16 protein-coding genes are annotated in these 21,132 nt (G+C 59.1%); 8 read left to right on the top strand and 8 right to left on the bottom strand.

Annotated elements, in window-relative coordinates; translation table 11 throughout:
- The first annotated feature begins 184 nt into the window (after nt 1–184).
- The 6 genes from QN370_RS05315 (at nt 185) to QN370_RS05290 (ending at nt 5,585) form a co-directional block, all read left to right on the top strand.
- Nucleotides 185–1,765 (top strand): PAS domain S-box protein, encoded by a 1,581-nt coding sequence (locus QN370_RS05315; RefSeq protein ID WP_322129276.1) that lies wholly within the window; start codon nt 185–187, stop codon nt 1,763–1,765.
- Nucleotides 1,755–2,396 carry a response regulator transcription factor gene (locus QN370_RS05310; RefSeq protein WP_322129275.1) on the top strand — a complete coding sequence of 214 codons (642 nt, stop codon included), beginning with the start codon at nt 1,755–1,757 and terminating at the stop codon, nt 2,394–2,396. The genes QN370_RS05315 and QN370_RS05310 overlap by 11 nt, the downstream gene beginning before the upstream one ends.
- 187 nt (nt 2,397–2,583) lie before the next feature.
- On the top strand, nt 2,584–2,934 hold the full coding sequence (locus tag QN370_RS05305; RefSeq protein WP_322129274.1) for a hypothetical protein: 351 nt from the start codon (nt 2,584–2,586) through the stop codon (nt 2,932–2,934).
- A 257-nt stretch (nt 2,935–3,191) separates the two neighbouring features.
- Nucleotides 3,192–4,319 carry an acyltransferase gene (locus QN370_RS05300; RefSeq protein ID WP_322129273.1) on the top strand — a complete coding sequence of 376 codons (1,128 nt, stop codon included), beginning with the start codon at nt 3,192–3,194 and terminating at the stop codon, nt 4,317–4,319.
- A 67-nt stretch (nt 4,320–4,386) separates the two neighbouring features.
- Complete coding sequence (locus QN370_RS05295; RefSeq protein WP_322129272.1) at nt 4,387–4,617, top strand: DUF6139 family protein; 231 nt, start codon at nt 4,387–4,389, stop codon at nt 4,615–4,617.
- 77 nt (nt 4,618–4,694) lie between these two features.
- The gene (locus tag QN370_RS05290) at nt 4,695–5,585 is read left to right on the top strand and encodes a C13 family peptidase (RefSeq protein ID WP_322129271.1); all 891 of its coding nucleotides are present in this window, start codon (nt 4,695–4,697) and stop codon (nt 5,583–5,585) included.
- Between the two features lie 19 nt (nt 5,586–5,604).
- On the opposite strand, the gene QN370_RS05285 is transcribed toward QN370_RS05290, so the two are convergent.
- The 3 genes from QN370_RS05285 to QN370_RS05275 form a co-directional block, all read right to left on the bottom strand.
- Nucleotides 5,605–7,239 carry a methyl-accepting chemotaxis protein gene (locus QN370_RS05285; RefSeq protein WP_322129270.1) on the bottom strand — a complete coding sequence of 545 codons (1,635 nt, stop codon included), beginning with the start codon at nt 7,237–7,239 and terminating at the stop codon, nt 5,605–5,607.
- Nucleotides 7,240–7,357: 118 nt separating this feature from the next.
- Nucleotides 7,358–8,260 (bottom strand): hypothetical protein, encoded by a 903-nt coding sequence (locus QN370_RS05280; protein ID WP_416172192.1) that lies wholly within the window; start codon nt 8,258–8,260, stop codon nt 7,358–7,360.
- The gene (locus tag QN370_RS05275) at nt 8,260–9,204 is read right to left on the bottom strand and encodes a beta/gamma crystallin-related protein (RefSeq protein ID WP_322129268.1); all 945 of its coding nucleotides are present in this window, start codon (nt 9,202–9,204) and stop codon (nt 8,260–8,262) included. Before QN370_RS05275 ends, QN370_RS05280 begins: the two co-directional genes overlap by 1 nt.
- A gap of 267 nt (nt 9,205–9,471) precedes the next feature.
- Between QN370_RS05275 and QN370_RS05270 the strand changes: the two genes are divergently transcribed.
- Nucleotides 9,472–10,491: a transporter gene (locus QN370_RS05270; protein WP_322129267.1), complete on the top strand. Its 1,020-nt coding sequence runs from the start codon at nt 9,472–9,474 to the stop codon at nt 10,489–10,491.
- Between the two features lie 2 nt (nt 10,492–10,493).
- On the opposite strand, the gene QN370_RS05265 is transcribed toward QN370_RS05270, so the two are convergent.
- From QN370_RS05265 to QN370_RS05255, 3 genes are all read right to left on the bottom strand, one after another.
- Nucleotides 10,494–11,534, bottom strand: a complete 1,041-nt coding sequence (locus QN370_RS05265) for a hypothetical protein (protein ID WP_322129266.1) — start codon at nt 11,532–11,534, stop codon at nt 10,494–10,496.
- 135 nt (nt 11,535–11,669) lie between these two features.
- Nucleotides 11,670–12,323, bottom strand: a complete 654-nt coding sequence (locus tag QN370_RS05260; protein ID WP_322129265.1) for a ribonuclease HI family protein — start codon at nt 12,321–12,323, stop codon at nt 11,670–11,672.
- Between the two features lie 11 nt (nt 12,324–12,334).
- Nucleotides 12,335–12,763, bottom strand: coding sequence for a hypothetical protein (locus QN370_RS05255; protein ID WP_322129264.1), 429 nt, complete (start codon nt 12,761–12,763; stop codon nt 12,335–12,337).
- Between the two features lie 109 nt (nt 12,764–12,872).
- Between QN370_RS05255 and QN370_RS05250 the strand changes: the two genes are divergently transcribed.
- The gene (locus tag QN370_RS05250; protein ID WP_322129263.1) at nt 12,873–13,865 is read left to right on the top strand and encodes an LLM class flavin-dependent oxidoreductase; all 993 of its coding nucleotides are present in this window, start codon (nt 12,873–12,875) and stop codon (nt 13,863–13,865) included.
- A 14-nt stretch (nt 13,866–13,879) separates the two neighbouring features.
- On the opposite strand, the gene QN370_RS05245 is transcribed toward QN370_RS05250, so the two are convergent.
- The gene (locus QN370_RS05245) at nt 13,880–15,868 is read right to left on the bottom strand and encodes an ATP-dependent helicase (RefSeq protein ID WP_322129262.1); all 1,989 of its coding nucleotides are present in this window, start codon (nt 15,866–15,868) and stop codon (nt 13,880–13,882) included.
- Between the two features lie 131 nt (nt 15,869–15,999).
- Nucleotides 16,000–21,129 (bottom strand): RecQ family ATP-dependent DNA helicase, encoded by a 5,130-nt coding sequence (locus QN370_RS05240; protein WP_322129261.1) that lies wholly within the window; start codon nt 21,127–21,129, stop codon nt 16,000–16,002.
- Between the last annotated feature and the right edge of the window lie 3 nt (nt 21,130–21,132).

Raw genomic sequence — 21,132 nt, 5'->3', positions numbered from 1 at the left:
TAACTACCAGTGGTAGACTCTGGATGTTGTTGAGTAGTCATGTCTCGATCATTGCAGAAGTAAGCGCAAACAATGATCGCGCATCGCACACATCAACGACTCGCAGACGCCACATTCTCCGGAACCTTGTTCACGGGACTGTTCGCCTGCAGCGGTGCAGAGCCAATCCACGAATAAGGTCTGTATGTTTGATGCCCATCAGCTTCCGTTCCCCGAAGCCATCATCAGAAACGCCACCGACGGTATCGTGATCTGTGACATGCGGCTGCCTGGCGCACCCATTATTTTCTCTAACCCGGCTTTTTCCAGGATTACCGGTTATTCGCAGGAAGAAGTGCTGGGCTGGAACTGCAATTTCCTGCAGAGAACCGATACTGACCAGCCAAACAGAGTATTGATTCGTGCGGCCATCCGCAAGCGTGAACCCCTGCGCACGCTGATGCGCAACTATCGCCGCGATGGCTCCCTGTTCTGGAATGAACTGGCCCTGTACCCGCTCAGTGATGCCCAGGGCGGAGAACACTTCTATGCCTCAACCCAGCGCGACGTTACACAGGCCGTCCTCAACGAAGAGGCACTGCGCAACGGCCGCGACGAACTCGAACAGCGGGTGCTGGAACGCACCGCCGATCTGGTCCACGCCAATACAATGCTGCATCAGGAAATCGCCGAACGACGGCGCATCGAAAGTGCGCTTATTGATACCCGTGCAATTCTGAAGACAACACAAGACATGGCACATTTAGGCAGCTGGTCGTTCGATATTTCCAGCAGTGAAATGCATTGCTCCGACGAGATTTTTATAATCTGTGGAATACCACCGCAATCCGTCTTGCCCACCATGGCGCTGGCACACAGCTATGTGCATCCTGACGACCGAGAGCATTCGGAAGCAGAATTTGCACGCTGCCTGCGCGAACGCTGCGACTACAAATACGAAAAACGCATCCTGCGTCGAGACGGCACCGTGCGCACTATTCGCGCCTGGAACAGGACCGTGGTTGACGCTGCAGGCCAGCCGGTGCGACTCATCGGCTCCTGGCTCGACATCACGGAACATCGCGAAGCCGAACGCGTACTGCGTCACACGCAAGAGAGCCTGCGTAAACTGGGTGCCCACCAGGAACACATCAAGGAAAATGAACGCAAGCGCATTGCCCGCGAAATCCATGACGAACTCGGTGCTTTACTGACGGGCATCAAGGCATACCAAGCGGTTGCAATCGATCAGGTCAGCCGGTGCAAAATCCCGCCTTTTGGAAGTCTCGCAGAAGCCAACCGTCTGGCCGATGAAGCTATCGGCACCGTGCGCCGCGTCATCACTGACCTGCGTCCCAGCGTGCTTGATGAACTTGGCATCTGGAGCGCCATCGAATGGGTCGCCGAACGCACCGCAGTGCGTGGCGGGCTGCTGCTGAACCTGCAAATCGATGATCACATCATGCAAAGCGAGCTCGATGCCGAACGCAGCATCGCGCTGTTTCGTATCGTTCAGGAAGCACTGACCAATGTGAAGCGCCATGCACGGGCGTCGCATGTCAGCCTGCACATTTTTCGCGATGGCGATGCCTTGCATATCAACATCACAGACAACGGCATCGGTGTGAGTGCCGACCAGGTCAATCAGCAAGAATCGTGGGGATTGCTAGGCATGCGCGAACGGATAGGTCATTTTGGTGGCACGTTGAACATTGTCGGCAACCCGGGTCGCGGCACCACCGTGTCTGTCCTGATGCCTTTGCCGGGGATGACGCATGAGCGCTGAAACAATACGGGTCATGCTTGTCGATGATCACGCGGTAGTGCGCAGCGGCGTACGCCTGATGCTGGGCACGACCGACGATATCGTCGTCACCGGCGAAGCGGACTCGGGCCATGCAGCCATGAAGCTGGTTGCCGCGCAGGTGTTTGATGTGGCACTGGTCGACATCGCCTTGCCTGGCAGAAACGGCCTGGAGTTACTCAAGCAGCTGCGTCAGGAACAACCCAAGCTGGCGGTCCTGATGTTCAGCATGTACTCGGAAGAAGTCTATGCAGTCCGTGCGCTGCGACAGGGTGCGGTGGGTTATCTGACCAAAGACAGTTCTGCGGCAGTCATTATCGATGCAGTGCGCACCGCAGCAGAAGGCCGCAAATATGTCAGTCCGGCATTGGTCGAGCGACTCGCAGAATTGATGGGCGAAGGCGTACGGTTTCCGCATGAAGCTTTGTCGGACCGCGAACTTGAAGTGATGAAATTACTCGCCTCAGGAGAAAGCTTGGTGCAGATCGCTGCCGCGCTGCACCTGAGTGCCAGTACGGTGACGACCTACCGGGCCAGGATTCTTGAAAAGACAGGCCTCAAGGGCAATACCGCGCTGTCGCGTTATGCGATCGAGCATGGCTTGATCAATTGAATCCGCCAGGCAAACAACCAAAAGTCAAGGCCACTTGTAGCGTTTCCCCGACAAACCATTAGAATTTCCCCGTCAGAAACTGTCCTTGTTTTGTGGATTGTTAGCTTGATGGCATCTGGACATACTGCATTCAGGGCATCAGCAATTACATATTCTCAAATCACTCACAGAAATTCAGGAGCAGGCTATGACTAGCAGAAATAATGCCAAACATCTCGATGCGACGTTGAAATCAATTGATTCGACTGATGACGGGGAAAAATGCGTGACACCGCCAGTCGAGCCCAGCACCGTCAATATAGACAGAGATGGTGCCGTGCGCCGCTCAATGAACAGGATCATGGAAATGCAACAACACACCGAACTCCACGAAGAGCTGCGCAAACTGCTTGGCCATCTGCATGCACAAACCATGTTGATTAGCGGCGAAGGTCTGGAAAATTTCTGCAATCACAACGACCAGATCAAGAGCGACTATTTGTGGGCAATGACCGACACCGCAGAACGTGCACTGAAATTGCTTGACGACGCCTGCTGATCCCTCTTTCTGGCAGCGAACGGGGCAGATACCGGAAAAGATACGGGGCCAGGTTAGTTACTGGCACAACAACCACGCAACGTGGTTGTGATAGCGGACAAAACCAGCGTCCGCGCCGTCGAGACTTCCTGCAAAGCGACGAGAAGATCCTGTACTTCGGATTTCTACTGCTGATTTGACGGTATCTGCGCATTGGCACAAACCCGTGATTCCGCCAACCAGTTATGATGCGCCCTCAGCAATTAATGGAAGCATGAATGGGTACCTCACCAGTCTTGGATAATGTCACTTCGACGCGCCAGTTTCGCTCGGTCGACCTGTTCAAGATCATCGCTGTACAACTGATCGTGCTGCATCATCTGGCTTTTTATGGCCCGATGTCCGATCAGGTTGAATTGGTCGCGCCGGCACTGATTGCCTGGCTCGATGATTACGCACGGATTGCTGTCCAGGTCTTCCTGGTAACTGGCGGCTTTCTGGCTGCACGGTCCTTGTCGCCATCGGGAACCCCCGGCATTGCGCGCCCATGGCGCACGATCGGTCGACGTTACCTGAAGCTGGTACCGCCATTTCTGGTCGCCACCTTGCTGACAGTGGCCGCATCAGCGCTGGCAAGTCTCTGGATGACCCATGCGTCGATTTCGGCAACACCAACCATAACCCAGCTAGCCGCCCACGCTTTACTCTTGCACGGCGTGCTGGGCTATGCATCGGTATCGGCTGGTGCCTGGTATGTCGCGATTGATTTCCAGCTATACGCATTGATGACACTGCTACTGTGGGTCTCCGGTGCGCTAGCCACACGCCGCTCGGTCCCCTGGATGTTACCGGCACTCGTGGTGCTGATGTCATCGCTCTCATTGCTGGTGGTCAATCGCGATGCAGCGTGGGATGACTGGGCCCCGTATTTTTTTGGCAGTTACGGACTGGGTGCGATGGCCTGGTGGGCACGTGATCTGCGGCGCTCCCCGGCTACCGCGAAGTGGTTACTGGGAGCCATTCTGCTACCAGCAACCATCGCGCTGATGATTGATTTTCGTAGCCGTATCGCGGTGGCTGTCGTGCTCGCCTGCGCCCTCGTACTCATCAACCGAAGCAATACGGGTGAAGCCTGGAACCATCACCGGGGACTGAATTGGATTGACCAACTGGGCAAGCGGTCCTACTCGGTGTTTTTAATCCATTTCCCGGTCTGTCTGCTGGTCAATGCCTGGTTCAGCCACTTCGTTCCGGCCGAGCCACTCTGGCAAGGTCTTGGCATGCTGACCGCATGGATCAGTAGCTTGCTGGCTGGTGCGATGTTTCATCAGTGGATTGAATTGCCGCTCAGTCAGCTATCACGGGCCGGTGGACGCCAAACCCGGACCGCGCCGGTCACCAGATAAATAGTAAAGGCAACCTTTCCGGGCAACCCGTGTCAGACTGGAACACCCACGTAAAGAAGGAAAGACCATGCGCATTGATTTATACCAACGAGCTGAACCTGAAGGCCACGTTTCTTACCTCGCCGTCCCGGAAGGAAAAACCATCCCGGATGAAGTCACTAACACCGAATGGTCCGATGTGGCGCGAGGCATGGAACTGGGCGACCAGCAGGCCCGCTCAACATATGCGATCGATGATGCCGAGCAACAAATAGGCAAAAAGGGCTACGCAATTACCGGGCTGAACAAGCTGGCCTGACACGCCAGTCGAGACACCGTTGCGCCCGATTGATCTGGTAAGGTTGCATCATTCAGATTCCTTCGGGCCAATGCGAGATGCATTCTTTTTTCCTCCGCTTTTTTCTGTACGCCCTCCTGCTGTCGACAACCGGGACAACGCTGGCACAAAGCGATGCGGAACAGACGCGCATCGAGCAACAGGTCGAGGCCGCCCTGTACTTGCAGCGGCCGCTACTCGATTCGGCGCTGGCAACGCTGACACCATCCGACCCGTCACGTATCGGCATGTATTTTCTGGGAGTGGCCGGCGACGGCACGCAGGAAGTATTCCGGCGCGAAGTGGAATTCGTGCGCAAGCAATTCGATCGTGACTTCGGCACGCGCGGGCGTTCAGTGATGCTCATCAATAGCCGCAATACGGTCGACTCCCAGCCGATGGCCACCCGGACAAGCCTGCGCGTCGCCTTGCAAACGATCGCCAGCAAGATGGACCGGCAAAAAGATATCCTGTTTCTATTCCTCACCAGCCATGGCACGCCGACACACGAACTGGTGCTGGGCCAATTCGGCATGGACCTGCCCGGCTTGCCGGCACGCGAGCTGGCTCGGCTACTCAGACAACAGCAGATCCGCTGGAAAGTGGTGGTGGTTTCGGCCTGCTATGCAGGGGGATTCATTGCGCCGCTGAAGGATGAACATACGCTGGTCATTACGGCCGCACGGCAGGATCGCAGCTCGTTTGGCTGCGCCGACGACAATGACTTTACGTATTTCGGACGCGCTTTTTTCAAGGAATCACTGCCAAAAAGCAGTTCATTCGACGACGCTTTCAGACAGTCCAGCGAACTGATTACCCGATGGGAATTACTCGATCGAAAAGCCGCACGGAAAGGCGAAGTCATCCCGCACTCTTACCCGCAAATGTCCGGCCCGGCGGCCATTCTCGCCTATCTGGCGCGCTGGCAGGCGCAACTACCGCCGCGTTGAGTCAGGTATCTCGACGCGATCAGGAAGCCCGCAAGAGAGGTAATCGTACGAACTGCAGCGCGGACTGTGATGCGGACTGTGATGCGGCCTGAAATGCACTCTGATGCAATGACGGTTCAGTAAAAAAATCGATTGCGTCACGTAATTGTTCACTTTGCTGACGCAGTGCCGCGGTATTCGCCACCGCTTCCTGAACGAGCTGCGCATTTTGCTGCGTGGCGGTATCGATCTCGGCGACTGCTTGATTGACCTGCTCGATGCCAATCTGCTGTTGGCGACTGGCATCAGTAATCTGGCTAATCAGACTAGCGACTTGCTGCGATGAGGTAACAATGTCGGCGATGGTCTGACCGACATTCTCGACATGGCGACTGCCGACTGTGGATCGCTCCACCGATAGCTGGATCAAGCCCTTGATTTCGCGTGCTGCCGCTGCAGAGCGTTGCGCCAGGGCCCGTACTTCGGTGGCCACCACGGCAAAGCCGCGTCCGTGCTCGCCGGCGCGCGCTGCTTCGACCGCTGCATTGAGCGCCAGGATGTTGGTCTGAAAAGCAATACCGTCAATGACGCCGATGATATCGCCCATGCGTCCCGAGCCTGCCGCGATGCTGGTCATGGAGACCATCAGTTGTTCGATTTCCTGTCCGCCGCGAGAAGCATGTCCGGCCGCAGCCGATGCCAGCGTCCTGGCTTGCAATGCACTGGACGCATTCTGCTTGACCGTGACGGCCAACTGCTCGATGGAACTGGCCGCCTCTTGCAGCGCGCTGGCCTGTGATTCAGTTCGGTCCGACAGATGGGCATTTTCCTGCGTCATCAACTGCGCAGAGTCTTCGATCGCGACGATGCCGCTGCGAACGTTGCCCACCGTGCGGGACAGACTGGCCGTCATCTGTTGCAAGGACTGCAGCAAGGTACCGATTTCGTCGGTACGGCTGCTGTGGGGCTCGACAGTCAGATCACCGCTGGCCACACGCGCCGCAATCGACACCGCATGTCTGAGCGGCAGCACCAGCGTGCGGATCAGCAACCAGGCCGCCATCACCGCGATCAGGATTCCCACCGTACCGAGTCCGAAAAGCAGCGTCAGGCTGTTGCGATATAGTTGGTCGCTGTCGGCAGCCATCGCCCGGGCCTGGGTTTTCTGGCTATCGAGTAGCAAGCGTATGCCTTGCAACAAAGCCTCCTGCGCGGGTGCCATCTTCTCGTTGACCTGCTGCTCGACGTCAAGGGTCCGGCCAATCGCTTTCAGTTTGAACACGTCGTCGCGCGCCGCCAGATACGTGGCTTGCTGCCGGTCTATCGTCGCCAGCGCGGTTTTTTCTTCCGCTGTCGTCGTCGTCAACTGCATGTGTGCGGACAGCGCCGCAATCTCTTTGTCACCCGCGATGACCTGACCTGAAAAAAATTCTCCCAGTTCCAGGCTGTCACTTTTGGCGCTGGCGATTGCCCGCACACCATTGAGACTAACCGCACCCAGCCAGTCGGCGACCAGTACCTGATTGGCCAGCTTGCGATTGACCAGATAGTCGGTCATCTGATGCGCGGCCTGCAAACGCCATAGCGACACGGCCGTGATTGCCATCATCACGAGCAGCACAATCAGGAACGAAAGGATCAAACGCGTGGCGATGTTGGTCTGGGATTTTTGCATGACGAGAAGGAAGAGCTTTATGTTGCTTGAGGGCATTTGAGAGTAAGCCTGATTTGTGACGAAGTCATGACCCTTCTGCTGATCTTCTTCCTGACTCGCCAGGTAGACTGATGCCAACCTAGCGGGATTCCTTTTGGCGTGCGACTTCATGATGTTTCATGAGCAGATAATCGCTCCGTTCGACTTCATGCAACTGCAGCGCATAGTCTTCGGTGGCAGCAAACCAACTCTGCAGCCGGGCATCGAGCTGATCTGTCGCAGGCGCATTGAGGTAAGCCTCGATGGCGAGGTAATACCGCATCGTATTGCGCTCGACCACACCACGCATGCCGCCAATATAGACCGGTGACCCGTCAGACTGTCTGCCCTCCCGGGTAAAGCCGACCTTGTCGCTGCCGGCGGTCGACAGATAGGCTTGCATCGCCAACTTGCTGGCAAAACCGAACGCATACGAATAGGTCAGATGCAGGAAAGTCTTGTTACCGGGCGCGGCTACCGCTTCCAGCACGATGCGGTAATTACTGGTGCCTAGCGGTCCTTTGTCGGCATCAAGCCGGGTATCGAAATAGGTCGGCGTGTGCGCCCCGGTGCGATAGACGAAGTCAACCTGGTAGGCCTGTTCCAGCGTCTGCTCGGTTTTTTTGCCGATATTAACCTGTAGCAAAGTCCCGGAGTCATCGGTGAGCGGACGGCAATATTTGGTATTGAGGTGCAAGACCAGCACGTCGCACCAACGCGCCGGCCCGTTCAGCGTGGCATTGACCTCGCCGAACGGATGATCGACCAGCGCATAAATGTCGCCCTTGAAGGCAGACGACGATTCACTCGAATCGAGGACGATCGGCCGCTTGAACTGGTTGCTCGCCAGTTGCGGTGCCAGTTCTGCATACTTGGTCGACAGCATGGCCGCCGACGAGTCGGTTGCAGCCTGGGCGCTCGCCGCCAACGCGCCTAGCGCAAGTACGACGCAGACCTGGGTCAGCGCCTGCGAAATCATCATCCGTAGCGTCTTTTTCGCCATCATCGTCGATCAATCCGGCGCAGCGAGGATAGCTGGTTCGACCATGGCCCCAGATTGGCATAGCGCCCCGGTCCGAAGACGACACAGCGCCCGCGAAACCCGGCATCGACGCACATTTCCCATTGACCGCCCGTAATGACGAGCGATGAAATCCGGTCATTGAAGCCCCCATTGCTGAAGTTGTCGAGATCCTGATCTACCAGATACCGGTTGCCGCCAAAATTCGGTGAGGTGAACAATTCGACACTACCGCGCGGCAGTGCGCCACCGGCTGCACCGCGTTGCGCGATGCGCATCGACGTGACCGCCCGGTACAACGCGGGTTCCAGACGCCGGTACTCGCCCGGCCCGAATACTCGGCACTGGCCGCGAAAATCGCGATCGGAACAGAGTTCCCAGACACCACGCCGAATCACCATCGAAGCTGCGGCATCATTGAATCCGGCATCGGCGAGCGTACCGACATCGCCAGCGACCGGCACACTGCGACCGCGCAGATTCTCTTCGGAAAACAGCACCACACTGGCACCCTCCTCTTGCTGGTCTTGTTGCCAGCCACGCTGCCTGTCGTCTTCACCCCGGCCATCGCGACGGTCATCACGATCATCACGGTCATTTTGACGGCGATCGCCAACCTCACGTGCAGACGAAATCCGGTCAGCGAGACGCCCGTCAAGCTGCGGATAATCGCCGCGTTCCAGTACCGCACAAAAGCCACTGAAATTGTCGTCGCTGCAGACTTCCCAGCGTCCGGCACGCACCACAATGCTCGATGCACGATCATTGAAACCGAAGCGGCTCAGACTTGGCGTGACCGATTGCAGACTTACTGCGCGACCGCCGAAATTGGGCTGTTCAAACAGCGCGATTTCACCTGCCCGCGCCACTCCGGAAAACACAGTGACAAGGCCAAACAGCGCAGTGACGACCAGGAATTTACTCATGTTGCAGCCTCGAAAGGGATAAAGGGATGAAGGGAAAAGAGCCAGAATCATACGAATCCGGTCACACTGGTTCACAATAGGATCGAACCCGCCGTAGCGGTCCGGTTTTTACATGTTGCATCACTCATCGCGCGCTGCTTGCTAGTAGCCGGCCGGGACGCTTGACGGCAAACAGGCCACCCCGGACAATGCGCCGCGCGCAACTGCCGCGCGCAGCGCCCTGCATTATCGTCGCGATCCATTTTCATTACATTACGGAGTGCCAGTATGCTCAAGCCCGGCCTTACCTATGGCTCCGATCAGTCCGGCCTGATCTGGGGCTATGTCTTCGAACCCGACAAGGCAGCGGTAGCCATCAGCTCTGCCCAGGCAGTCGACTGGTTGCAAGCCATGCGCGCCCATGGTTCGGAACAATTCATCTGGTTGCACTTCAACCTGAGCAATACGGCAAGCGAAAAATGGATCCGCGAGCACACTGGTGTGGTCGATGAATTTTATGAGGCGCTGCATGAAGGGTCACGCTCTACCCGCATCGAACTGGCTGAAAACACATTGATCGCGGTGATCAACGATGTGCTGCACAATTTTTCCTTCCAGCCCTCGGATACCTCGACGGTCTGGATCAGCCTGTCGGAACATATCGTGATCAGCGTACGGCGCACGCCCCTGAAATCGATCGAGCGCCTGCGCGGTGCCGTCGAGAGCGGCGAACCGATACGCTCGACAGTTGAACTGCTGATCCATTTGCTGCGCGATCAGGCTGATGTGCTGGTCAGCATCGTGCGCGATGCGGTCGCCAAGGTCGATGACATCGAAGACAACCTGCTGGCTGGCCGGCTCAATCACCGACGCGCCAAACTGGGTGTGCTGCGCCGGGTACTAGTGCGTTTGCAGCGCTTGCTGGCACCGGAACCGGCCGCGCTGTTTCGCTTGCTGCAGCGGCCACCACGCTGGGTTGTCGATGAAGACCGGCAGGAATTGCGGCAGTCGACCGAGGAATTTTCAGTGGTACTCAGTGACCTGATGTCGATTCAGGAACGCATCAAGCTACTGCAGGAAGAAATCGCCGCCACCGTCAACGAAGGCAATAACCGCAGCTTGTTCGTGCTGACCATCGTCACGGTGCTGGCGCTGCCGATCAACATCATCACCGGCTTGCTGGGCATGAATGTCGGCGGGATACCGCTGTCTGGTCACAATCATGGCTTCTGGGTCGTGGTCGGCATCGTCGTCACGATTACGGCAGTGGCTGGCTGGCTGGCATTACGTGCCCAGCGTGATCGCTAGAATCAAGGAACCGTGTTGTCGACCTGAGCCATCCCGACTGCGGGTAGCTTGTCAGGGCGGGCAGTCACTGCCTTGAATACCGGCGCAAACGCGGTACTGTTAGCTGGTTTGGAACTGCACTTGACGGTACGAGACGTGCCAAGCGGTATCGAATAGCCCATCTTGAACGCAACGGCGCTGTCGCCACTTTCGCGCGCAGTCTGGCGCGACACGCCGACCTGCCAGCTACCGCGGGTCATGTCGAGCTGCACTTCGTCGGTCCACGGATTGCCACGATAGCCGCCGCGCACCTGCAGGCAATCGTCCAGATACTGCGTAAAACTGGCTTGTCGCACGGCGTTGCCCGTCCCGTTACTGGCACCATCGGCCATTGCATACTCGGTCCGGTCAATGCCTTGACCAAAATCGAGCTTGGAATACGAGGTGGGTGCCAGGCTGAGATTGAGCATGTATCCCTTCTGCGTGCCGGTGGCCAGGCGGCCAGTGCCATCGGGATGCAGCACTGTTTCTTCCGCTCCGCGTTCGCGGGAACCAGCCTGGTAAGCACTGGCACCAAAGTTGCGCAACAGCGAGCCCGGCACCCAATACTTGCGTACATCGAGCAGGTAACTGCTTTGCGCCACGCTCTTGGCGTAGTCACCATACACAAATTGATAGGTATTGTTGCTGCGCAGCTGCCCGACAGCCAGATGCAGACGCAAGTCGTCAGCCGGGTCATAGATACCGTTGAGTATGACTTCGCTCTGCTTTGGTCGCACCTGCACGTGCAAGCCGGCACCCAGACCTTCGCTGAGCACGGAACCATAGGTCAGCTGCAACGCGGGATCGGTTCCAGCGGGACGACTCGCCAGTGCGCCCCAGCCCGCGTCGGCATCGGCATAGCCGAGCGTCACGCCACCAGGGTTGGCGTCGAACCGGGTCACCTTGGCACTGCGCGGTAATGGCAGATCCGGCAGGGTCGCGCCGATATCATTCGGTTCCGCCCACACGTGGCAAGGACCGAGCAAGGACATCAACAACAGAAAACGCAAACGTAAATGCATTAAAAAAGCTATTTTTTTTTGGGGGAGCGGCCACGGTAACACAAGCACGGGCTCGATACTGCTATTCAAACGAGATAGGCGCGGACGAACATCCGGATGATCAGAAATGAAAAATGCTGCACTGGCAGCGAGGTTTTATGCCTGGCGACCACGCAGCGAGAGCGCATCGGCAACAGCATTGCGTCGCCTCGGTATCCAGCAAAAGCGCACTCCACCCAACTGCGCCAGCACGGCTAGCGCACGGTGGCGGTAATCGGCGAGGCTGGCAACACGATGCGTTCCAGTGACGTCATCGATGACGATGCGGCTGTCACCATGGATCAGCAACTGGTCGGGACGCTCTGCCAGCGCCGCATTGAGCAACACCAGCAAGGCCATATATTCCGCCTGATTACTGTCCCCCTGGCCGCCCGCCAGACTGAATTCGGTGACGAAGCCATCAGGTCCGCACAGCCTCCCACCCAGTCCGATGCGTCCCGGATTCGGGCACGCCGAGCCGTCAAACCAGCCGGTCCAGCCTGCACTCGCCGGCATCCTGGCGGCTTGCTTGCGTTGCCAGGCAAGCGCCTGTTCCTGCTTGCGTGCGGCGCTGCGCGCCTGTCCTTGCACGATCCCTTGCAACCGCGCGGCGACAAGGTCGTCCAGGCTCCGTGGTTGCGCAGTTGTCTTCAACAACTGCTGCAGCGCCTCGGACTCGGTCAAGCCGCCATGACGCGCCATCCGGCGTGCGCGGACCCGCTCGCCAGCAAAAGCCACCGCGCACAACTGGTCCCAGTCGGGCTGCGGCACTGCTTGCCCGCTCAGGTGCTTTTGAACTTGCGCATCAGTGCATCAAGCTGCGCTGTTGCAGCAGGGGCGACCGCGTCGACATCGTCGTCCTCTTCATCAAACTCCGAGGACAGATCTTTCCAGCCGCGGCTCTCCGCAAACACATTGAATGCTTCTGGTGCTTCGAGCACGATCAGCTTGTCGTCCTGCAAAGCCACATCGCCGACCAGCAAATCCGGACCAACGTAGCCGAGACTCTGCAAATGCAGCGTGATGTTGTGAATCAGGATGGTATCTTCGGGCAACGGATCGTCGCCCATCTTGTGCTTCATGTCGACGTAGACGTCGATGGTGCCGTAGCCCTCGTCAAAAATGCGGATCATGCTGATCTCGCGTGTGTTGCCGGAAGAATCCTTTGCAGAGAAAGGACCGCTGAGCTGGATGTCGGTGTCATTGTTCATGACTCGCAGATTACACCAGGAAGACGGTCTGAGCCATGCTGACTAACGAGCGCTTGAACAAACGCATCATGGACCCATGTAAATAACTAATTCATTGCGATTGCCCATCATGATTCCCTTATCGATCCTTGATCTCTGCCCGATTGTCGAAGGCAGCACCGCCGCCATTTCCTTCCGTCATACCCTCGATCTGGCGCAACATGCCGAACGACTGGGCTACCAGCGCTACTGGCTGTCCGAACACCACGGCATGCCTGGCCTTGCCAGCGCCGCGACCGCCGTGGTGATCGGACATGTGGCGGCAGGCACCAGTACGATCCGCGTGGGTGCCGGCGGCATCATGCTGCCAAATCACTCGCCGCTGGTCATCGCCGAGCAATTTGGCACCCTGGCCGCAATGTTCCCGAACCGCATCGATCTCGGTCTGGGCCGCGCACCGGGTTCGGACCAGGCCAGCGCACGCGCTTTACGCCGCAACCTGACGAGCGACTCCGACGAGTTCCCGTCCGATGTGCTGGAACTGATGGATTACTTCAAGCCCTACAGCGGCCACGGCATACGCGCCGTGCCGGCCAACGATTCGACAGTGCCGATGTGGATACTCGGCAGTAGTACGTATGGCGCGCAAGTAGCGGCCGAATTCGGATTGCCCTACGCCTTTGCCTCGCACTTCGCACCGGCGCAGATGATGCAAGCCATCGAGATCTACCGGGCCCGCTTCAAGCCATCGGCACGACTGGCGAAACCTTATGTGATGCTGGGCTTCAATGTCTTCGCCGCCGACACCGATGAAGAAGCCGTCTTGATGGCCAGCTCGATGCAACAGGCCTTCGTCAACTTGCGTACCGGCCGCGCTTCGATGCTGCAACCGCCAGTCCCCGGTTATCTTGCGCAGCTGCCGCCCGACGCCCGCGCAATGCTCGATCACACGCTCTCGTCATCGGCCATCGGCAGTCCCGCCACCGTTGCCGCCGCGCTGGATGCATTCATCGAGCGTACCGGTGCCGACGAGCTGATGATCGCCTCGCAGATTTTCGATCACGACGCGCGCCTGCGCTCGTACGAAATCCTGTCCGAAGTCCACCAGCCAGTAGCAGCCTGACCGAACCAGTAGGTTCAGGATCTGACAAGTAGCGTACTGGGCTGGCCGGCTGGCTCGAACAGAGTCAGTGCGGTCATCGCCCGCGTCATTGCCACATACAGCAAGCGACGTTCCTCGCCGAGACTGGCGGTGCGCGGAAACTGGCCGCGCTCAAGGTACGGAATTAACACCTGCGGCCACTCCTTGCCCTTCGCATATTGCACCGTCGTCAAATCCAATTGGGCACGACCTTTCAGGTAATTGAGCTTCTTGCTCACGCTGGCCTGTCGGGTTGCCAGTTCAGTGAGGAAGTCGACCGTCGACTGGTCAGGCCGGTTGCCAGCAAAGCGGATAAACGCATCGATGGACCGTACGGCCGAATCAGCACGACCGCGACTGACGAAAACCCGACTGGTGGCCGACACCAGATCGAGCTGTCGGGCGGCGTAGGTCAGCAAGGCCACTGCCGTGTCGGTTCGAGCCATCGTGCGCAAGGTCTCGACGACCTCGGCAAAGCGGATTTTCCAGCGCCCGGTGCTATCCGAATCGACCGACGCAACCCGGCACAGGATGCCTGAAAAAAAAGACTCCAGCGTGGCCGGTTCGGCGGTGATCATGCGCAGGGCTTCTTGCCAGCGCCGTTCGTTTTTCAGCTCCGGGGACAGCCGTTCGTCGAACGACAGCAGCGAGGCAAAATCGGCATCCGAATCAAACCGCGCCGACGCATACAGACCAAGGCTGCGCACCAGCTTTTCGCAGGTCGGCTTGTCGCCGGCCAGCGTGGTGTAACTGCCAGAGGCGATATGCAGCAAGCCGCGCAGCATCAGTATCTCGGGACGCACCAGGTACGAATCGAAACCCGTACAGCGGAATGGAATTTGCGCGTCGATCAGCTGGTTTTCGATCTCGATACTCTGGTCGGCATCGCGCACCACGATGGCGAACTCACTGAGTTTGACCACCTTGCGCGCGCGTGCTGCAACGATGACCGCAACAACCTGGGCAGCGCAATCATTGTCCGGCCCGGACTGGTACGAGACATGGGTGACCTTGGTACTGAGTCCCGGCTGCGAGACGCATTCGCGCCGCATCATCGTGGCGGCCAGCGTCGACACGGACGAGCCAAAACGAAACGTGCGGGTAATGGCCTGCCGGGTCGCTCCGGGAAAAGCGAAATCAAAGCCATTCGATGACAGCGCCGGGTCGGCTCCGCGTTCGGCATTGATAATCTGGTCGCGATCACCCACCACCACCAGCCGCGCATGCCGCGCCAGCAATTGCACCAGCGCAAACTCGGCTGCATTGACGTCATGCCATTCGTCGACCACACAAATCCGGAAACGCGGCAACACGTCAATCGCCTCTGGCTGGCGCCGGAATAACGCGATCAAATCGGTCGCATGATCGAACGGACTTTGCCAGATGCACTCGCCGGTATCGGCCCCGCGCTGGCGTTCGATCTCCTGGCAAATCGCGATGATCTCCGGCGATTCGTCGAGCGACTCGGCGATTTCGTCAGACTCGCGCGCATCAAATTCGAGTGTCAGGAGGCTCGCTTTCAGGCGCACCAGCAAGCGGATAAAGTCTTCGACCCGTTCGTTGCTGTCAAAGGAAAAGTCAAAATCAGTACGTACGCCGGCATCGGCGTATCGCTGCCACACCATCTCGGCTGCGGCCACGATATGTGGCCGGATCTGCTCATTGCTCTCGTAAAAAATGGGGATGTCGAGATAGCTGGCGCTGGCCATGTTGAGCACTTGCTGACGAGCGAACTCTTCGACGGTCTGGACCACGATGCCGCGCGGCGTTCCTTCTTCCAGGAATTTTTGCATCAATCGTTCCTTGGCCCCCTGCGAAAAACACAGCGCGATGGCCTGGCCGGCAGCGACACCTTTTTCGCAAGCCCGTTTGAGCACGCACGCCAGCACCGTGGTCTTGCCGGCACCGGCGACGGCTTCGATCATCGTGACCGGCTTGGTCGAATCAATGATCGCGATTTGTTCGGGGGTCGGGGAGACGGGCATGGAAGTCCATTGAAGCGGAAATCAGTATGGTAGTCGAGCCGCGCTGCGATTGAAAAAATTACCGCGTTTGAAGCGAGCGATTATCTGGCTTGCTGCTTCGGTAGATCCGCCTGCCCCGACCGCGGACATCATCAACTCATCGGCCCGAAAACCAGTTCCGGCAACACTACCTCCCATTGCTCGCAACGCGCAAGCGCCTGATAGCCGGGATCTGCCTCGTCGCGATACCACACCAGCACTGCTGCCACGCGAGCACTCACGAAGCGCATGCCGGCTGGCGGAGTGAACGCCTTCGACAATCGCCCGATCGTGCGCCCCATGCAGTCGTTCAACTCCCAGTGACGCTCTCCCCGTATCAACGTGATCGGATCACCAGCCGACAGCGCTGCAATCGCAGCATGCACCGGGTCCGCAAGCTGATGTCGACCGGCGAAACCAATATAGACATCCTGCGGCGTGAGCGACAAGTAGCGCCGCGCCAGCTCCGGCGGCGACGCAGACAGCATGGCCGGCTGACGACGCAACAGAGCGGGCGACTCCGGCAAGGCATCGATCAACACGTGCCGCTTGCCCGAGCGCGCCAACAGCAGCGTATGCCTGGCGCGAGTCATCGCCACGTAGTACAGGCGACGCGGTGCATCGGCATCTTCATTTCCGCCACGTCGATCCCAGTGGCCGTCAAGAATCGCGACATGGTCAAACTCCAGTCCCTTGGCGCGATGCGCAGTGAGCAACAGCAATCCGGTCTGGCGGCGACGCATTTCGCGGCCCCATTCGGCCAGCCAATCGATGAGATAACCCGCCGGCAATTCGGCACCAACGGTCTCCAGTCGATAGTCGTCAATGGCTTCACGCAACAAGGCCCACCAAGGTCCTGAAGGCTGGGTAGCGAGCCAACCGTAGACAGCGCCCGTATCAATCAGCGCGCTCTCGCGGGCATGTAACCAGTCGATCAGCGCGCGGGTTTCGCGCAGCCGCCAGAATGAGGCAATTTCTTCGTTGGCCAGCTGGACCGGGATGGCAGCGCGTTCGCAGTAGCAACGCACCGGGTCCAGAAAATACCAGTCACGGGCAATCACGGCGACCCGGCTCCAGTCCCAGTCGGGGTCAAGCGCGCACAGGCGCTGCAACTCGGTCATCACCGCGACGGCCTGGTCGACCGGGCTCTCACCGGCAGGGAGAATCTGGACACGTCCCTTGCCGACCGGGTCGCGCACCGCCCAATCTCCACCGCCATCGGCTTTGCTGCGAGCACTGTCTATCGTGACCGGATTGTCGGCTTTCATACGCTCCCGGGCCGGTGCAACGAGCGCGTTGGCCGCCGCGATAATGTGGCGCGTCGAGCGGTAATTGTCGAGCAGGAAAGCCGGCCTGGCGGCGTAATCCTGTTCAAAGCGGCGAATGAATTCGACGGAGGCACCATCAAAGGCATAGATGTTCTGGTCGTCATCGCCGACCGCAAACAGGCTGAGCCGACCATCTTCTTCGGAACGGGTGCGACCGGCCAGCGCGGAGATCAGATAGTACTGGTCAGGACCGATGTCCTGGTACTCGTCGACCAGAATCCAGCGGAACGCGGCCAGCAGTTGGTCGCGCTGCTGGTCGGCTTCATCGGCGGGCAGACCGTCGCCCTTGAGCAGTGCCACTGCCTGGCGCATGACCTCCCGGAAGGCCTCACCGTCGTGCATCGAACGCCCACGAAAACTGGCACCGGTAAGGCGCATGGCAAAGGCATGGCAGGTCAGCACGACCACGCCCCTGGCGTCATCGCCGATCAACGCGGCAAGGCGACGGCGCACTTCGACGGCAGCGTGGCGGTTGTAGGCGAGCGCCAGGATGGCACGCGGGTTTTCGCGTTTCACGCGGATCAGGTAGGCAATCCGGTGCACCAGCACGCGGGTCTTGCCGGAGCCGGGTCCGGCCAGCACCAGAACATTGGTTTGCTCGCGGTCGTCGGTGACGATTTTTTGCTGGACCGGATTGTTGAGCTCCTCGACGATGCTGCGCCATGAGGCCGGCGTGGTTTGCCGCGCCAGCTCCTTCTCGCGATCGGGCAGCCAGCGCTGCATGAATTCATCACGCTCAAGGCTGAAATAATCCATCGCCAGTTGCACCGCTTGCGCGATCGCCTGCAAGCCACGCTGCACGTACTCGGCCATCACGTGGATCTGCACGACCTGTTCGTCGTAATGCAGTTTCAAGGGCGCGAAATCGGCTTTGGCGAAGCCGCGCTTGTCCATCGCCAGCCGGATCGTCATCGCCGGCCGGAATACCGCCAAGCCCTTGTTGAGCCGGATCACTTCCTGTTCATGCAACCACAACAGCGCACGGTCGAGTAATTTGGCCGGTTCTTTCACATCCATCTTCAGCGTTAGATCATCGTCCATGGCAGCATGGAGTTTTCCCAGCGTTGTCACTGCCAGCAAGTCAGCGCCGCGCAATCCCGTCGGCACACTTGCCAGCAAGTGGGCCAGCAATACGGATGCCGCCGATCGCCGCAATGCAGCCGTTTTTGCCAGTGCTGACCAGTCGCGCTGCAACGTGATGTGCAGCGATTCTGCATCCAGCCGGCGCAGGCGCAGGCTACCGGTACCGCCATCTTCGTTGCGTCCGTCACTGGCCAGACTGCGTACGATCCGTGCCAGTTTTTCCGGCAGCGCGGTGGTGTGGCCGGCGTCTTTCAGGGCCTGCGTGGCATGGCGCAACTGCAGCAGGGTGTCATCGCCTTTGCCGAGCTCGGGTGCCGCTTGCCGCAGCAAATCGATCAGCGCGATTTCCAGTTCGGCCGCCTCGGCGAGGCGCTTGAGCGAAGAGCGCTCGACGCCGACGTGAACAAAAGCGGTCAGCGCCGTATCGTTGCTGGCAATGCCCAGCGTCTCAAGGTCGTACAGTGCGGCACGCACTTTGTCGGCCGATAGCCCGGAGACGCCCATCAGTTCATCGGTCGAGATTCCCTCGTCGGCATCGGCCGAGATCAGCGCTTGCACCAGCGCCAGTAACTGGCGCTGGTAGTCGGCAAACAAGGATTGGCCGGCCAGTTTTTGTCGCGCCTCGTCGAGCGAAGCGACCCGCAACGACGACGGGAACACCTGCACGCGATTTTCTTCGCGCGTCAGCAATGCGGCTTCTTCGAGCCAGGCGATACCGGTGCGCACCCGCGTGTCATCGGTGGCCGAATCGCGCTGGAAAGCGGCTTCATTGTCTTCGGCCAGAATCTCGCCAGCGGTAGCGATGATTTCACCATCTAGCCGCTTCTTGCGATTGATGTTTTTCAGCGCTTTCAGGATCGACTGGATTTCGCGCTGTGTCAGGCGGGAACGAGCCGACATGCCGAACTGCCGCTCGACGTCTTCCGGCGTGTACAGCAAAACGCAGCGCGCCGCGGCACGATCGCGACCGGCGCGTCCGGCTTCCTGCAAGTAGTTTTCCAGCGAGCCGGGAATGTCCGCGTGAATCACCAGACGCACATCCGGTTTGTCGATACCCATGCCGAACGCGTTGGTGGCGACCATCACCGTCAGTTTGCCGGCGATGAATCGCTGTTGCGTGACTTTCTTGACTTCGGGTGCCAGACCGGCGTGAAAGTGACTGGCGCGCACACCCTTTTCGCGCAGGAATTGCGCGACCTCTTCGGTTTGCTTGCGCAACGCACAGTAGACAATCGCGCCGCCCAAACCGGGCAGCGGCAGATCGGTCATCACGAGCTGAAAGATGTCGGCGAATTTGGTCGCGGGGGTAGTCGGAACAACGACGAAATCAAGGTTCTTGCGCTCGGCCCCGCCATTGAACACGGCAAGCGCGATGCCGACCTTGTCGCGGAAATAGCCGACCATGTCGGCGACCACATCCGGCTTGGCGGTAGCGGTCAGGCACAACACCGGTGGGACGTTGCCCGCGCCGGCGCTTTCACGGATGAAGCGTCCGACATAGCGATAGTCCGGCCGGAAATCGTGTCCCCATTTCGAGAGGCAATGAGCTTCATCGAGCACCCATGCGCCAATCTCGCGCTGTGCCAGCACGGTGCGCAGCGCGCGGTTGCGCAACTGCTCGGGCGAAACGATCAGGATGCCGATATCGCCCAACCGCACGCGGTCGAGCACGTCGGCGCGCTCCGGCATCGAGAGCATCCCGTTGATGGCAGCACAACAGGCAATACCACGCGCTTCGAGACCGGCGACCTGATCTGCCATCAAGGCTACCAGCGGCGAAATAACGATGGTCAGCGCACCGGTCTTGTCATAGCGCGACAAGGCGGGCAGCTGATAGCACAGCGATTTGCCGGTGCCGGTGGGCAGGATGGCCAGCGCGTGGCGGCCCGTCATCGCGGCTTCGACGATGGCTTGTTGCAGCGGACGACCATCTGCATCGACCGGTTCGGGACGAAACCCGGGCAAACCGAACCAGCGCTGCAACTCCTTGAGGGCATCGTGCCTCTCGCTGCACCAGTCACAGGACGGGTCATCACAACGGACATCACGCAATTGCCTGACCAGTTCGCCGGCGGCGGGGAATTGATGCCGCACCCATGGCGGCATGACGGAATTGCCGCCAGCAACAGAGAGCCACGACAATGCATAGGCCAGCGCCCAGCCGTGACGGGCGCTGTCGTTGAGGATCGCCTGACCTTGCACACGGCAAGCTTGCCCGGACAAGCGCCGCAGGATCGCGGCGTGGGCGCTCTCTGACGATGGGCGTGCTGCACGGCGGATGGTCATGAAGACTGCGTTGAGACCCGAGCTGATACCGTCGGGCACGGTGAGCCAGTGCCATGCCGTCAGCAGGTCGGGGGTGTCGGACTGAAGTGTCTGGAAGGCCAGTAACTGGTCATGAAATACCGTCAGCGCCAGGCGCGCATCGAGCTCCGGATCATTGAGCGAGCCACTTTGCAGTCGTCCATCCTGGTAGTGCTTGACCAGGTGGTGATAAGGATTGCGCGGAAAGGCGAGCGGATTGAGGCGCAACGTGTCGACCGCCGGCAAATGCAGCAGGGCGAGGGTAGGCGCAGCAGCAGCGAGGTGCGGCAGGTCAAAACCGATCAGGTTATGACCCAGCAGGAACGACGAGCTCGCCGCGAAGTCATCGAGCTTTGACAGTGCTTCGGACAGATCACCTTTGCGGAAAACAAACGCCGTCCGGGTATCCCCCTGAACGGCCGCAAAACTGTGGATACGGCAATCCTGAATGCCAACTTCGAGATCAATGGACAGGCAGCGCGGGGCCATGACCACCGGAGCCAGATTTTCCGGGAGAGGCAATTTCATGGA

The sequence above is a fragment of the Actimicrobium sp. CCI2.3 genome (assembly GCF_035019065.1).
Taxonomy (GTDB): Bacteria; Pseudomonadota; Gammaproteobacteria; order Burkholderiales; family Burkholderiaceae_D; genus Actimicrobium.
The sequence above is the reverse complement of the archived record's forward strand: the minus strand, read 5'-3'. Positions and strand labels throughout refer to the sequence as shown.